17 protein-coding genes and 1 pseudogene are annotated in these 15,194 nt (G+C 59.1%); all 18 read right to left on the minus strand.

From position 1 onward, the window contains the following. A pseudogene (locus CAPSK01_RS07740) lies at positions 1-887 on the minus strand (hypothetical protein); the annotation flags it as partial. 9 nt (positions 888-896) lie between these two features. Beyond that, a complete protein-coding gene (locus CAPSK01_RS07745) occupies positions 897-1,526 on the minus strand; it encodes a hypothetical protein (protein WP_034924656.1) in 630 nt (209 codons plus the stop codon). A gap of 5 nt (positions 1,527-1,531) precedes the next feature. Further along, positions 1,532-2,068 (minus strand): hypothetical protein, encoded by a 537-nt coding sequence (locus tag CAPSK01_RS07750; protein WP_034924658.1) that lies wholly within the window; start codon positions 2,066-2,068, stop codon positions 1,532-1,534. Between the two features lie 15 nt (positions 2,069-2,083). Next, positions 2,084-2,470 (minus strand): hypothetical protein, encoded by a 387-nt coding sequence (locus CAPSK01_RS07755; protein ID WP_273703288.1) that lies wholly within the window; start codon positions 2,468-2,470, stop codon positions 2,084-2,086. 46 nt (positions 2,471-2,516) lie between these two features. Beyond that, positions 2,517-2,930, minus strand: coding sequence for a hypothetical protein (locus CAPSK01_RS07760; RefSeq protein ID WP_273703289.1), 414 nt, complete (start codon positions 2,928-2,930; stop codon positions 2,517-2,519). 791 nt (positions 2,931-3,721) lie between these two features. Next, positions 3,722-4,363, minus strand: a complete 642-nt coding sequence (locus CAPSK01_RS22280; protein ID WP_273703290.1) for a hypothetical protein — start codon at positions 4,361-4,363, stop codon at positions 3,722-3,724. Then, complete coding sequence (locus CAPSK01_RS07770; RefSeq protein WP_034924667.1) at positions 4,350-4,745, minus strand: hypothetical protein; 396 nt, start codon at positions 4,743-4,745, stop codon at positions 4,350-4,352. The genes CAPSK01_RS22280 and CAPSK01_RS07770 overlap by 14 nt, the downstream gene beginning before the upstream one ends. A 54-nt stretch (positions 4,746-4,799) precedes the next feature. After that, positions 4,800-5,279, minus strand: coding sequence for a hypothetical protein (locus tag CAPSK01_RS07775; RefSeq protein WP_034924670.1), 480 nt, complete (start codon positions 5,277-5,279; stop codon positions 4,800-4,802). A gap of 13 nt (positions 5,280-5,292) precedes the next feature. Continuing rightward, on the minus strand, positions 5,293-6,561 hold the full coding sequence (locus CAPSK01_RS07780; protein WP_034924674.1) for a DUF4043 family protein: 1,269 nt from the start codon (positions 6,559-6,561) through the stop codon (positions 5,293-5,295). Between the two features lie 59 nt (positions 6,562-6,620). Further along, positions 6,621-7,598 carry a hypothetical protein gene (locus CAPSK01_RS07785; RefSeq protein ID WP_034924677.1) on the minus strand — a complete coding sequence of 326 codons (978 nt, stop codon included), beginning with the start codon at positions 7,596-7,598 and terminating at the stop codon, positions 6,621-6,623. A 190-nt stretch (positions 7,599-7,788) separates the two neighbouring features. Continuing rightward, the gene (locus tag CAPSK01_RS07790) at positions 7,789-8,028 is read right to left on the minus strand and encodes a hypothetical protein (RefSeq protein WP_034924680.1); all 240 of its coding nucleotides are present in this window, start codon (positions 8,026-8,028) and stop codon (positions 7,789-7,791) included. 2 nt (positions 8,029-8,030) lie between these two features. Beyond that, a complete protein-coding gene (locus CAPSK01_RS07795) occupies positions 8,031-10,205 on the minus strand; it encodes a hypothetical protein (RefSeq protein ID WP_034924683.1) in 2,175 nt (724 codons plus the stop codon). A 48-nt stretch (positions 10,206-10,253) separates the two neighbouring features. Beyond that, positions 10,254-11,555 (minus strand): phage terminase large subunit, encoded by a 1,302-nt coding sequence (locus tag CAPSK01_RS07800; protein WP_273703291.1) that lies wholly within the window; start codon positions 11,553-11,555, stop codon positions 10,254-10,256. A 781-nt stretch (positions 11,556-12,336) separates the two neighbouring features. After that, on the minus strand, positions 12,337-12,573 hold the full coding sequence (locus CAPSK01_RS07815; RefSeq protein WP_034924692.1) for a hypothetical protein: 237 nt from the start codon (positions 12,571-12,573) through the stop codon (positions 12,337-12,339). Beyond that, the gene (locus tag CAPSK01_RS07820; protein WP_273703292.1) at positions 12,570-14,027 is read right to left on the minus strand and encodes an SNF2-related protein; all 1,458 of its coding nucleotides are present in this window, start codon (positions 14,025-14,027) and stop codon (positions 12,570-12,572) included. The genes CAPSK01_RS07815 and CAPSK01_RS07820 overlap by 4 nt, the downstream gene beginning before the upstream one ends. Next, entirely contained in the window at positions 14,020-14,343 is a 324-nt protein-coding gene (locus CAPSK01_RS22285) for a VRR-NUC domain-containing protein (RefSeq protein WP_273703293.1), read from the minus strand. The genes CAPSK01_RS07820 and CAPSK01_RS22285 overlap by 8 nt, the downstream gene beginning before the upstream one ends. A gap of 62 nt (positions 14,344-14,405) precedes the next feature. After that, the gene (locus CAPSK01_RS07830; RefSeq protein ID WP_034924695.1) at positions 14,406-14,603 is read right to left on the minus strand and encodes a hypothetical protein; all 198 of its coding nucleotides are present in this window, start codon (positions 14,601-14,603) and stop codon (positions 14,406-14,408) included. Further along, positions 14,600-14,947 (minus strand): hypothetical protein, encoded by a 348-nt coding sequence (locus CAPSK01_RS07835; protein ID WP_034924698.1) that lies wholly within the window; start codon positions 14,945-14,947, stop codon positions 14,600-14,602. The genes CAPSK01_RS07830 and CAPSK01_RS07835 overlap by 4 nt, the downstream gene beginning before the upstream one ends. Between the last annotated feature and the right edge of the window lie 247 nt (positions 14,948-15,194).

A 15,194-nucleotide genomic window follows, 5' to 3' on the forward strand; every position in this document is an offset into this window, starting at 1 on the left:
GACAGCGGCGCAAGGCTTCCTCCCGTGTTTGCCGATCCAGTTGCCGCCCCAGTAGGTGCAGAGAGTGATGCGGCGGGGAGAGCGGCACTCGCCGTCGCGGCGCCCGTGGCTGATCCGGTCGCGGCAGACAGCGAGATCGACGGGAGGCTGCCTTCCGCAGAAACGCTCCCTCCTGCAGCGATGGGGTAATCTATCCAGATCCGCCGAGGCTTGAACATCGCCCAAGGATTTCGGGTGAACAGAAGCTTCTCTTCGACGGTCAAAAACCGATTCCAGACCGCGGCGAGAAGAAGCTGCCCGCCAAATGAAGTCCCCCCAATCCGTTTACCCAGGGTGTACCCTGCCTGAGTGGAGGCTGTGATTCCCGATGACCCGTTGTTCTGCCCACGAACGCCGTTCACGTAGACATCGATCGGGGCGCCTGCGATCGCACTCCCGATGATCAAGCAGGGGCGGCCGTTTGAAACCGCGACCGATAGCCCGCTTCCCGCGGCGGCAGATTCAAGTCCGAGATAGCTGTTATTCGGGACGTAGCAAATATGGGTGTTCCGAACTCCGTCGTAGAGCTGTGCGATCGTCCGTGCGGGAGAGCTGGTGTTGGCCACCACCCAGGCGGCCATCGTATAGGTGCCGGAGAGGTCTGGCAGATCGGTCGGCAGCCCGTAGTCAATGAGCGTGGTGTTGCCGTCAAAATTCCACGATCTTCCAAGAGGAGTCAGCCCACCGCTGAGGGCGGTGGGCGTCCCGGTGCGACCACTGGCCAGATCCTGGAGTCCGCTGCCCGCGCTGGCCAGCGACACCAGCCCGCGCGCAAGCGGATGGGCGCGGTTGAGCCTGACCGCGCCGATGGGCTGACGGGTACGATCGGCGGTGAGGATCAGCGACACAGGCGAGGGCTAGGCGGTGCTGGCGCTATCCGCCGTCACCATCCAGGCGATGCAGTCCACTGTCTGCCCGGATGCCGCGCTGGCAGTATCGACTACCAGGCGCACGCGCACCTGCCCGGACAGATCGATCGGAATGGAGAATATCTCGGCGAGGTCGGTTACGTCGATTCCGTTGGTGTGCCCGCGTGTCAGCGCTTCCTCAATCGTCACGGTGTTGGTTGAGGTGGATTTTCCTCGGCACCATTCGCTGTTGGCCGGGGTCCCGGTCTCGCGCAGGTAAATCACATCACCTGCGGTGAATCCGGTTCCACTGGTCAGCGTGAAGGAGGTGTCCCCGGCGTCGCACGCGGCGTCATTCAGCGTCGTCTTGCTGGCTGCCGTGGTTCCGTTGAGGGATTGCCACTCATAAATTGGAACCCATTCATCGTTTCCGCTGGTTTTCGGAGAGCCTTCGATGCGGAATCGCACTTGATTGGTGAGGGCGGTGGCAATGGTCCGCCCCATTTTGATGAACGCGGTTGCAGGCCCCAGCTTGGTGGAGACATCCACGGGGCTGCCAATGGTCACGGTCGCCGTGGCGCACTGTGTGTGCGGCAGCAGGGCGATGCCAGCGGATTTAGTCAGGGTGGTCGTGGTCATGGGGATTACCGCAGAAGCGACGCTTCATCCGACGTCACCTTGCCCTCGAATACCAGCGTGCTCGGGCTTGCGGAGGTTCCGGCACCGCTGGTCAGAATCTTCTCGGCGTTGGTGGCGTCGCGCTGAATCGCAGTCTTGACAGCCGTCCAGCCGGCGCTGATCAGTGCCCCGCCCGATCCGGTCGGCAAATTCGTCAGCGCATCTTGCAGCCCCGTGCGAATGCTGGGCTTCCCCGTTGCCAGGGTTTCTCTCCCCTGAAGCAGGATCTGCAGATTGAGCTGCTTGGCCTGCGCTGCCAGCGCCCGGTTAGTGAATAGGGCCGTTCCGTCGGCCGCATCGAGCGGGGTCAGATTCCCCCAGGTGATTGCGTCATAGATGATCGATGTGGGCGTGCTGGTATTCCAGACCTTGTACGCCGGAGAGGCGGCGGAATTGCACCAGGCGGCAATCGCATAATCGTCGCCGTTGGCACGGGCGGTATCCAGTGTGGGTTCTGCGAGCACAGCGGCGCGCAGCGTGGCAATTTGAGAATCCGAAAGCATTTTTACATCTCCTGGTTATCGGTTGACATACAGCGGGGTTGAGAGCGTCACCGTAAAAGTGTCGGCGGTACTGGTCTTCGTGCCGCCGAAATCGACGAACGAAATCAACTCGTCCGTAGCTGCCGAGCCAACCGCCCTGTAAAGCCACCCGCCAACAGCGCTGATCGTCGCGGCGGTGAAGGCCGCCGGATTACCAAAGGTGACGGGCGTCCGGTTGTTCGTCGCGTCATACGCGCCGACTGTGCATGTCACTGTTGCCCCGCCGGTGACGTAGGAGCCGCTCGCGGCGACTTCATTGGTCACGTCGTTGCGGAAGTCGAAGGTGTCCAGATCGCTTTCTGACGGCAGCGTGGACACCAACATGAATTTGAACGTCCCGCTTCCAAAGTAGGCGTCAGCCAATCTCTTGGTAAGGATTCCAGCGTTTGCAGATGCCATAGTTGCCTCGTTACGTTGAAGTGGTGATTTCAGGGAGCACCGTGACCGTCGATGTCGCCGCGCAAATCGCGTCGACGCCATCCGGCCGGATCAGCTCGATGTCAAAGTAATAATCGCGGGCCGTCACACCAGCGTTTGAAAGCGCTGTCGGCGATAGTCGAATCCAGACAGAACTGGCCGCCGCGTCGATTTCCAGGGTGCCGTCGTCGGTGTGCAGGCTGAGGACCGCATCGCCACCGACGGCACGCTTCAGGTCCATGCGCGCGCCGGTGTAATCTGAGAGGTCCTTGGGTGCATACCACTTCAGCGCACCGCTTCCGGCAGTGTGCGCCGAGAATCCGAGGCTGCTGACGCCGCGCAGATCCACGGCGCTGGCATCGACGACCGAGACCTCGACCGACGTTATACCATTCAGACCGATCATCCCCTTTGCGTCGACCACCGACACGCGCCACCCGTCCAGCAACCCGTGCGCAGATTGAGTCGCGATTCTCGTCGGCGCAGACCGGCTGATCGACGCGATCAGAGCAAAAACAATCTCGTCTGTCTCAATGCGAATCTGAATGTCCGCTGAGGCCCCGAGGCGCATTGACGGAAGCTTCAGCTTATTCATGCTCATAACCGCGCATCTGCAATGTGTGTGTATAACATCCTAGAAAATGTGAGTGCAAAGTCCAACAGTTCGACCGCGGACGACTCCAGATGCGGTTTCTCCTGCCGTCGCGGAATACGCTGCCCCGGATACGCTAAACGCCCCAGCAGCTGGGTTTGCGGGGCTAGTCGTCCAAGTCCCGACCTTCGTCATCGACGTGTGAGGTACGCATTTCGCCAGTTTGGCCAGGCAGATGTCGCTCATACTCGGCACCATGGCTGCCACATTCCTGGTTCCGAGGAACATCCCGTAATACCATCTCGTGCCGTCAGCAGGATCGCTTTCGAGCGGGACGTAAAACTGGTACTCGTTCAGGTAGCGATGCGTGCTCAGCGTCGCTGGATGACGGAACAGATAGCACGTGGTTGAATGCGGGGTATACGGGGCCGGCTTTCTCCCCCCAATTGCTTCAATCTCGGCGCCCAGATGCTGCCTCCACGTCATCCCCTTGCGGCGCGGAATGACTCCTCTCGGGAGGCTGCTCACAGCGGATTCATATGCCCCCAAGTCGATTTCTCGAACGAACGCTTCATGATCCCGAGGATCAGATGTCATTCCATTCATCACCACGCCTTTACCCTGTGCGGCCGATCCGCGTTGTTGTCCCGCCGATGGTCTGCAGTTGGCCGCCGGCCAAAATAGTCTTCAAAGTCGGCCAGCCCACGATCTGAACGGTCTTTGTCCATGAAGTCCGCGTCCGGCACTCTGTAGGCCCGATACCGAACCCATCCGTCCAGATAACGATGGTGCACCGCTGCGATCTCAGGCTCATCCTCATCGATTTCCATCGGATTCACCGGAGTTCGACAGCACTCCAGTTTCAGCACGGAAGAGGCCAAAACGATCCGATTCAGCGTGATCGATATGTCGTCGTGGATAAATGCGCTCGGCCGTTCAACGGTGTCTCGCCAGTTCCTGAACAACCTGTCCTGCTCGTGCCGGCTGCTGGGCGAAAGCCAGTAAGTAGCCCCGCCTTCGACGATTCGAGCGGTCCTCACCTCGATGATTCGTGGTGGCAATGAAACCTCAGAATCACCGGCAGACAACACAAACTCTAGGTTTTCACGCAGCAGGCTTTTGCGAATGGCCGCTTCTTCAACCGCCTCGTTGTACCATCGAGCCAGATCAAGTCTTGACCATTGATACGGCTCAACGGTATCGCGCTCATCGACGCGAAACGCGCTGATGAGTTCAGCGAGTGTCATCCATAACCCCAAACTGATGCACCAGTAGAGATGCATCACGCCGGAGGTTAGCCACCGATTTGCGCCGGTCCAACTTCTGGTTGAAGTTTTTCGAGACGAAATCGCACAGCGCATCCGGATCCATCGTGTTTATCGCATCCAGCGCCGCGACGGTCTCTTCCAACTCATGCTCAGGAACCCGATTCTTGAACTCTGGAACAACAACGGTCGAAACCGCCTCGACAACGCCGGCTTCATACACATCTGGATGGCGCAGCATCTTGAACGCGACCGCAACGTCTACCAGTTTGTGCTGTCCTTGAACCCATTCCCCGGTCCCGTAGGTCACATCCTTGTGGTGCACTCGGCGTCCGATATAGACAATAGTTCTTGTCTCTTGCATGTTCCCCCTCCAAACGAACGCGCCGGAAGTTTGCGGCCACCGGCGTCTGTTGCGTTACACGCCAACCAGAGTCCCATTGACCACGACATCCATAATTCCAGCCGCTGAGTCAGCAGCCCCTGCCCGTGTCAGGATCAGATACGCATCCTTCGGAAGCGTGAGCGGACGTACCGCCGTGTTGTTCGCCGGCGTGCGAGCAGCAGAAGACGATGCAGTACCCGCCACGATGAAGTAGTCATCATCTTGCGGAACCACCGTTGAATCGACCCCATCAACATAGGCAAACCCAAGTTTGTACGTAGTCGTAGCGGCGAAGGCATCCGAGATGATGACCAGGGCGTCGGAGATTCGCACTCCCGCAGGCAGGATTCCAAACCGGACCACATCACCGATCTGTACGGCCGTTGCCAAGTCGGAACTGACAAAGATGCCGGATGAGTTGGTCTCAAACGTATAGGTTTGCGACCAGCGATTGCCGAATGCCCCGGCGTGAGAGATTTCCTGTCGGAGCGATTTCTTAGTAACTGTTGCCATCTGTCAAACCTCCTTAAACGCCGGCCAGACGGACAGCGGTATCGATCACCGCAACGCCGTAGTCGGTATATTGCTGCTCGTTCCCATGATCGACCAGGAATCGGATTTTCGACCGACCAGCGATCTCGCCCACGACGTACTCACGCTGATTGCCAAAGTCGGTCGTTTCTTCTGCGGTGAAATATGAACTTCCACTTCCGTTGTGCCGACCGAATCCCTCCGCGAGCGCCTGACCGCCGAGCAGAATGGCGCGATCGACTGCGTACCCGGAGCCGAGCGCAGGAATCGTCCCGGCCGTCTCGGTTGCCGAGGTGGTGGACGCGCACCACTGGACCGTATCTCCAGGATAGAAACGGATCGGCCGCGGCATCTTGAGGATGAGAATCCCTCGCCAGAGCAGCGCGTCGCCGAGGAAAACCGGGTGGTTCTTGGCCATTTGCGCCCGAGAGATGGCCTGCGCTTGCAGCGTCCGGAAATTGGTGCTCTGGATGAACGAGTTGTACTGCTCGGCGGATACCATCAGCACGCGCACAGGCGAATCAGCCGCCGCCTCGTCATTCTCGAATTCGACCCCAGGCAGAGGAAGGGCCATGCCATCCAGCCAAGTGGCGATGCCGTCCACGACATCAGAGTTCATCACGTCAGTCGTGGCGATCGTATAGCCTCCGGTTGGCACCTGCTCAAGGCCAGATCCGGTCGATAGAAAATGGCGGTTTCTGGTCGGAGCGCGTACGATGTTGACCATCACTTTCGAGAAGTCGGCATGCGCCGTGGTCGGAACGCACCACTCGATGTTGTCGTGGAATCCTCGTGCGCCGGCCAGATGGACCAAAGATGCCTGATCCGAGAATCGCTCAAGTGACGATAGCGCGACATCTTGTGCTAACGGCCGGAGCTGATGCGGCGTGCGCTGTTGCGACATTGCGCCGCCTGCGCTGATCGGGAATCGAGCCTGATTGATCCGCAGCCGGTCCTGTGCGAACGTGAGCACGGAGCCCTTCCCCTGCGCCCACTCGTCGCCCATGATCGGAATGGCTCTGACCGGGTTGACAAGGTCGAATGTCACCTCATCGCCGGCCGACTTGGAGAGTTCCTGAACCCGAACGATCGGCTTCTTGTTGGTGCTGACGAGTCGAATATTGCCGCTGGCGTCTGCCTGCTTGGACATTGCGCCGGCCATCCGATTGAGGCCGGTCTTGCGCTGCATGCATGCAGCGAACAGGCCGACCGACTGGATCTTGACCTGTTGGTCAGACCCATAAGGGACTGCTGTGGTTGCCATTTTTACTGCTCCTGTATGAGGAAAATTCCGCCATCACGGCGGTGAATCAAAATGGCCGGCTACATCTGTCGAGACAGAACGGCCAATATTTTTTCTCGCGGCATGCTCATGAGCTTGTCCTGAACCTGCTGCACAGACATCGACGACAGCGCCTGCAACTCATCTGTTGGTGGGGTTGCTGCCGCAGGAATTGACGAAAGGCTTGACGGCACCTTTGCCTTTGCGCTGGCCTGTGCGATAACTTTTTCCGCCTTCGCCATCGCGGCTTCATCCGGAAGGTCAGCTTCCGCCTTCGCCATCGCGGCTTCATCCGGAAGGTCAGCTTTCGCCTTCTCTCCCATCCCATAGAGCTTGGCCACCCGATCAACAGCGTCCACCAGCGCCTGAGCGCGAGTAGAGCCCTTGTTGACGTACATCGCACTCAGCGCCTGCACGGTCGCGATGGCTTCCAGGTTGGCGCCAGGCTTTGTGTGATCCAGGTCGGGATATGTTTTGATCAGGATCTCGGCAGTAGCTGAAATCGCTCGCTCTTCGGCCTGCGCCGCCTGTTGCTGAAGGACTTGGATTGCCCTGGCTTCAGCCTTACAGCTGATCTCCTCGTCAATCTGCGCCTCAAGCTCCTCGATCCTGGCGTCGTTCTCAAGCAACATCGCCTCGCGAAGCTCGCGGCGAAGCTGCTTCAGATCGACGGCGGCTGGCTGATTCTGCTGCTGCTCTGATTGGGATTGTTGAGCGAGCCGGCTGGCTTCCTCGGCTTGCGCCTGCCAGTATTTGGCCTCGTCTCTGGCCCGTTGCAGTTCCTCGAACGGGATCGTGTGCTTCCCGTCCTTGGCCACCACGACAATGGGTTCCTCTGCGGCTGTCTGCGCTTCGTTCTTTGTCGCACCTTCGGCTGACTTTTCAGTGCTGGCGTCGGGCGATTCGCCTGTAATCTCGCCCTCGATCGACTCGCCGATATGCAGCGACATACGATCTTCGTCTGAAAGCTGGTCGAATTCTTCAGGGTGCTCCATGAAGTATGACAAATCTTTTTCCATCTACCGTTCCATCTACAGGACTCGCGCGCCATCACGGCGGGCTATCCGGTCACATATCGCTTGTGCTGCGGGCGAGATGTAAGCGGGCGTTACGAAAATGGCATTGGCCCCGAAGGGCCTCCGCCTCCATCTGCTGCGGATCGCGCGCCATCACGGCGGGCTGCTGCCTTTTTAGCATGATTGATTTTGACTACCAATCGAGCCATACGATATTGGTTGCGCCACTGGCGGCCATCACGCGATTTCCAGACACCAAGAGCTGCGTACCAGCAGGAACGGCGGCAAACGTTACTGCTCCGATGTCAGACCCAGCCTGCCGGATCACTACAGATCCTGCGCCGCCGATGTACAGCGCTTTGAATTTCAACTCGGTCGAGTCGCTTGGCGTCACGGCGCCGTAGCGAACAGCGGTTTCTTGCAATGAACTCATGATTACCCTTCACTGAATGGGGGTTGTTGCCCGCCCTCTATCCCGGTCTTGAGCCCAACAGACGGATTGGCAGGGAAGGCCGGGGAAGTGTTTTGCTGAAGGTCAGCCGAAGGCGTTCCATTCGGAACTGGCGCGATAAGCGGCGCTGCATCTCGGTCCGGCATTCCAGCAGACCTCAATATCTGATCCGCTGATTGCGCGAGCCCTGGCAGCATGGCAATCTGGTTGGCCGCCTGTGTTGCCGAGAAAAATCCCTCGACAGCTTTGGTTGCCGCTTCGGCGGCCAGTTTGCTGACCTGCGCATCGATCAGCGGCTTGTTCTGGCGAAGCTTTTCCAGCTCTATTTCTGCTCGTGATTTGACCAGCGCCTGATCGACAGCCTGTTTGATCTGCTGCTCGACTTGTTCAGGCGAAGAAGCAGACGCTGCCGCACGGATCTCCTTGATCAGATCGGCACTTTTCGGCAGATCCATCAGCGACAGCAGGAACGGAATCATCACCGACTGATACTGTGCCGGCATGACCTTGAACGCCTCGGTCATCGCGTTGAGCTGCTGCTGCTTGAACGTTGCGGCAGACGGAACGTCGTCAATCCCTACTGTCAGCGCAACGCGGGAAACGTCATTATCGAGGTACTCGAAACCGTCCTCGTCGACGGCCGGAACATTGATTCCGATCGTGCGGTCATCGACCAACCCGCCGCCATCCAGGAAAACGTCCTCCTGTTTTCCGATCGTGTCCGCGATGATCAGAGATAGCAGAATCTCGCCCACTTCCGTTCTCGCCGTCTTGAAATTGTCCAGGATGTCGGCGAGGCTCTGATTGCTCTGCTCAACCTGGCTGTTGAATTGCACGCCGCTGGTTGTGTTCGAGTTCTGTCCCTGGAATTCAGAGTAGATTCCTCCGACTCGCCGAATAGCCTCTCTCGAATCGGCCAGACGCTGGAACTGCTGCTGCGTTAGTTCCAAGTCCGTTTCGACCTTGAAAATGCCGCCGTCGCGCATCGCCTTCGCGTCCAGTATGATGTCCGCGTCCGGCCTGGCAACCTCCTGCCTGAATTGCTCATCCTCCCCGACCACCGCGCCCTGAGTCCGGACTACTCGGCGAGCCGCCATCATCCATTGCGATTTGCTGTGCAGAGCGTTGATCTGATCCTGCAAATAGACCATCCCACGAGCCAACCCAAACGGCACTCCGGTCCGATCCTCGCGCATCCCCCAGAACGGGACATACGGAAATTTTCCGTGCTGCTCTGGATGATCGACATCCGCCAGCTTGTGCGGCCCGAGCCACCACGACAATCGCACTCGCGACACAATCGCGCTATCGACCGATACAATCCCTTTTGCCACTGCGACCACATGCGCCGAGTTTTTCCGGTCGTACTCGACCACTCGGCCGTCCGGAGATCTGATGACGGTGACGCGATTCCATCGGCGATACCAGCACTCGCAGAGGGCGACACGGTTCTGCGACGAATTGCGCCATTGCGATTCCTCGATTGACCATGTGCGCTCCTGTTCCTGGCTGGCGAACAGATCAGGCAGCGACCCGGCCGCATCGGTCATGAAATGGCCCACGCCGTAATCGAACCATCCGCTCGTCGTATGCCGGATCAACCCGGCATGCTTCGGAAAAATCAGCTCTGGAATGCGCTTGTCGAACCAGCGCCGGCGGATCAGATAGCGGGCATTCGACAGGTCCGGCTTTGCGAACCAGTCCCAGAAAATCTCATTCCGGTGGACAGCTTCGACTTTGTACGGATAACGGAACGGATCTTCTTCCCGACCCACATAGCACCAACCTATTCCGAGGCCGATCTGTGTCTTGAACGCCTCGGAGCAGGCGACATCTGCTTTTGACCGCTGCTCTGCCTGATGCAGCTTGAAGCCAAGCGCGTCAGCCACATCTGAGCTATCGTCCTGCGACTGCGGCCGCACGATCCAGTCCCCGCGATTCCGCACTTCCATGCCAAGGACCGAGGACAGTACAGGCCCCATCAGAGGTTCGATGGCCGGCGGGATTCCTATTTCGGCCATTCTCTGCAGGATCTCAGCATCCAGTTGATTGCCGTCGACGTAGTCAGCCTCGCGATCGGATTTTGTGCGCCACGGCGGCTGCTCCTGAATTTCAGTCCAGAAATCGGTGTACTCGTCGAGCGAAAGTTCTTCTGCCATCGTGCGCGCGCCATGCTATTCAGCTAGCAGATATACCATGATTGATTCTCAGGATCTCCAGCACGCTGGGCGACGCGCCCGTTGCATCGTCGGCGACCCTGTCGGTGTCCCGCTGCTCAGTGCGTCGATCATCACGATAGCTGCCAGGCCGAATGCGTCCGCGGCATGCGAGGACCAATCGTGCTCAGGTCCGAGTCCGCAATTCCTGTTCTCGTCGCGCCTCTCGTGATACCAACCAAGCGCCTCGACACCTGGCGAGCATCGCGGATCGACGGCGCACTGAGGCAGGAGTCGGCGAACAGCTTGCACGCGCGCCATGGCAGCACCTGCGCCCTGATTTTTGACGACGGTCACGTCGTACCCGGCCTTTTCCAGTTCGCTCTGGTACGTGACTTGAAACACCTTGTCGTGCTGTACGCCGTCATGCGGAAGCCATAGCTGGACATTGGCGCCAGGCTTGTATCCTCTGGAGTGCAGCCAAGCGACGTGAGCTGCGAGCGGCTGACCGGAAGCCTCGTAGTAGTCAATGACGCCGATTGTTCGGCCGATCCGCTGCAGCGCCCAGATCGAGCACGCATCCGCAGCGGCGCCTGTGCCGCCGATGTCCCAGAACAGATGCACTGTCATGAGAGGGTCGACGGGGACAGCGCACAGACGGCCTTCGGCACGCAAAGCGGACAGCTCGCGGGTGAAATATGCGCCCTTATGCGCCGTGGCATACTCGCCTTCCCAGATGTGCGGATAGCTGTCAGGGTCGATTCGCAGGCAGTCGGCGCGCTCCTGATCGGTCTCTGGCGTCCTGAACGGGTTGTCCCTCCAGTTCGCGCGCACCACAACTGATCCGGTCGGCTGCTCAGCGCCGCGCAGGAGCACATCGATTGCGTCTGTCGGCCGGCGCGGATTCCAGCTTGCCCAAATCTCGGCGCCGGCCACTCGTTGAATCGTCGGCCGTAGCAGATCAAGCGACCTTCCGCTGATCGACTGCGCCTCGTCGATCCACGCTACTCGGAATCCCTCCAGTGATTTGACAGACTCGGCGGTGTGGTTCTGCATCCCCTGGAATATGATCAGTCCATCTCCGGGAGTTTTGATGCGATCCTCATAGATCCGGAACAGACGCCCTAGGCCAATCCTCCTGATCTTGTCCTCGATGAGCAGTTTCGACGAGCTGGCCAGCGTCCGCTGCACCTCTCGCACACACACCGCACGCAGGCCTTCGCCGCCTCGGTCCCCTGGCGACACAACCGCTTCCTCGACCAGTTTCTCAGCGAAAAAATGGGATTTCCCGCTTGCCCGGCCGCCATGTGCGCCTCTGTATCGCATACCTGGATACAGCAGAGGCTCGAACACCGCTGGAGTATCCAGGACCAGGTCTCGCCCGCCCATTAGTCAGCGTCCGGCGGCCTGATTACTCGGCGGGTGATCGTCTCGATGCGCACAGGCCCACCCTCATCGTCGCCAGTGATCTGGGTAGGGAGCAGTTTCCCTAGCAGCGCCATGAACGCCCGAGGCTCGTCAGTCGCTCTCGCCTTGAGATACGCAAGCGCTCCTCCCTCCTGCTGCTGTAGAGCGTTGAATATCAGCTCTTTTAGCTTCTGGCTCGTCATGTTCTGCGACCCAGGTTTGCGGCCAGACCCAGGAGTTCTCGGTTGCCCTTTGACAAACGGCATATCCTATCGGCTCCTTTTTTACGACCGCTTCGCCCGATACCGCAAATACCTAGAATTCCGCGCCGTATCCGGTACCGCATCGACCAGCCCATTTTTCCGCAGACTGAGCAGAGCCCAGCAAGCCGCCGGATGCGCGATCCCAAGCGCCCTGCGCACTTCGTGCTCCCGCACGAATTTTCCTGACACCCGCAAGAAATCAAGCACGGAGGCCGTCACCTTTGATCGGATAGCCGATGGGCGCCTTGGCTCAGCCATCTCACAATCCTTCTGATCCCGCTCGGCCGCCGCCGCGGCCATCGTGATCTGCGACACAATCTCAAGGCATGGCACCAGACTAATAGCCATCATCTATCGTAAATCCAATTATCGATTGATTATATCTATCATGATAGTGGAAATTTTGAAAGAGTGACCCCCGTCACTTGGCAGAGATGGGAGGGTCAGACCTCCCTCGCGAACGCTCATCGCAACCCCTGCCTCTTTTTGATCTCCTGCTCCCGGCGAGCGTCCATCGCACAACTGTCCTGGCCATAATTGCAGTACTCCCGGCCGTCGGGCGAAGGCTCATGGCACCAGGCGCAGTGGGTGTGCCAGATCACGGGGCGAGTGCTGCGCGAGGCCTGGCGAGCCGCGGCGATCGCCCTGTCGCGTGCCTGCTGCTCCCGTGCGCTAGCGTCGTCGAGTATGTCCGCGCTCATGCCGCCACCTTTGTGAGTTTCTCCACCTCAATCCGTACTGCGCGCAGCAGTCTGTCTTGACCTTCCCCTTTTGGCCCCAGACTCTCCAGCACCTCGCGCTCGATGGTGTCGGAGATAATCGGCACGTGGATCATCACCGGGGTTTTTCGTCCCGGTCGATGCAGCCGCTTGTTCCACTGCTGCCACAGCTCATAATCATGAATCGGGCCAAACCAGAATCCCTGGCCGTCGTTGAACTGGAGATTGAGCCCGTGCGCGCCACCCTGGGGGTGCAGCATCAGGAGGTCGATTTCGCCGCGATTCCAGCGGTCCTCTGTGTCGGGGTAATCGTTGAGTTCGACCGCCTGCGGAAACCGGGCTTTGATTCGATCGCGTTCGTGTGCGAACCAATACCCGATCAGTAGCGGCACGCCATTGAGGGATTCGATCACCTCTTCCAGGCATTCCATCTTCACGTCGTGAATGCGCTGAACCCGCCCGTCCTCGTCATAGACCGCGCCACTGGCCAGCTGCAGCAGCTTGCCGACCAGCACCGCGGCATTGCCGGCGGTGATATCGGCACCGTCGACCGTGAAAAGTTGATGCCGGGCCATCTGTCGGTACGCCTCGCGCGCTCGGCCGGTGAGCTGCAGTGGGATCACGTTGATTGTGCGCTCGGGCAGTTGCACCACGTCCTCAGGCAGCAGGCTCACGCAGATATCCGAGACACGCTTGAAAATGTCGTCCTCGGCGCCGGGTATCGGGCGGTAGCTGAATACCTGACGACCATCCCGACTACGCTTATCCGGCACAAACCACTGCGCCTTGTACCCGGTCATCGTGCGGCCCAGTCGCTGGCCTTGGTCGAGCAGATAGAGCTGTGGCCACAAGTCCAGCAGACTCTTCGGGCGAGGGGTGCCGGAGAGCTGCACCAACCGGCCCAGGCAGCCGTGCGTGCGCAGCGCTTTGACTGCCGCGAACTTCTTCGCTCCGGAGTCACGCATCCCCACATCGTCGAGGACCAGCATGTCAAAACACCACCCCCGGCGGCCCAGCAGCGCCACCAGGACGTGCAGAAGGTCTCGACTGATCGTGGTGATCGTCTCACCGGTGAAAAACGCCTGTGGCGCGATTGTGGGGGTCAGCCGTTTGACGAGAGTCTCCTCTCCCCGGCGTTTGATCGCCACCTCGCGGAACTGCAAGCCAAAATCCTTGGCGGTGAGCACGCGGACAGAGAGCCCCTGGAATTGCGCCCACTTCGCGACCTCTGCCGGCCACATGTTGAGGGCCACCCGTTTCGGCGCCACCACCAACACCCGCGCGACATCGAGGTCCTCGACAAGCCGGAGAATGGCCGACAACACCGTGGCCGTTTTGCCGGCGCCCATATCCGCCCACAGCGCGCAATAGGGGTGGGCGATCAGGTGCTTTTGCATACGGTCCTGATAGGGCCTGAGCGCCAGGGACTCAGTCATCGATCCCCCCGCACAACGCGAGCTCAAACTCCAGCTTTTGCAACAGGATGTCCACCGCGGTCACGCAGGAGGCGCGATAACAGCCGTGCTCGAGCGCCTTGCAATCCCTCGCGAACTTCTCCTGCAGGGGGTCCAGGGGCTCGCCCAGGCGCTTTGTCTCAACGAAGGCATGAACCCCCTTGGGCAGCAGAATCAGACGGTCTGCAACCCCCGCGTTACCTGGTGAAACGAATTTCAGAACCTTGCCGCCAAGCGCCTTGACCCGGCGAACCAGGTATATCTCGACAGTCGATTCCAGAGGGGCTTGTTCCAGCATACGTAACTCCATTACGGATTGAGAAATTATGACACATAAGCGAATGCTTATATAAGTAAAATCTAATGATTGGTTTTAGCGGCTTTCAGCTTCTCCAAATCTGCCTTGGGCCACATCAAATGGCCATTGGCGCGTTTGATCGGAAGCACGCCCCGGTACTTGCCATCCTTGTCGATACAGCGCATCACAATCAGGGTCTTGACCTGGATGCCCATCAACGCGGCGGCCTCTCGTGTCGTAATCAGGACCTTGGCGCTCATGCGTAGTGGTCCGGGTCGACGACGGAGTTCGCAGGATCGATCACCGGCGGGTCGAGATGCACCTCCACGGCCTGGGGGGGTGTCCGTGTATCCCAGTCAATTTGCTCACTCGCGGCCGTCCCGTTCAGGGTTTTCGCGAGGGATTCGACAGCGGTGGCTAGGCGGGCGAGGTGAAGAAGGGTCAACGCCGCGACGTGGGTGTAGGTGTGGTACGTACCCAACTGCATGTCCACTAGCGTTCGCATGCCGTCAGGCAAGGCGTCGGTGGGATACGCAATCGCCTGTTGCGCAGCCGCGCGCACTTTGGTTTCCAACTGTTCAATCTCTTCTTTGCTCAGTTGCATTTTTCTTCCTTTCTCATGGCCGTTTTTGGGTCGGAGGTACCGGTACCAGTTGGTACCGATTTTCACACTCCCCCTGTATACGTAAACCGATACATTTGTATTAGTATTCACTTATATCTTTTCTCCGTTTCTTCCCCTTTCCAATCTACTTATCTAACTGGAACCTACTGGTACTTTGTTGATTAATAAAAGAAAAAACAGGTACCAGTTGTTTCAGGGTACCGGTCTATCCGGTACCCTTCTTCAA

Origin of the sequence: Candidatus Accumulibacter vicinus (genome assembly GCF_000584955.1) — a bacterium.
Taxonomy (GTDB): domain Bacteria; phylum Pseudomonadota; class Gammaproteobacteria; order Burkholderiales; family Rhodocyclaceae; genus Accumulibacter; species Accumulibacter vicinus.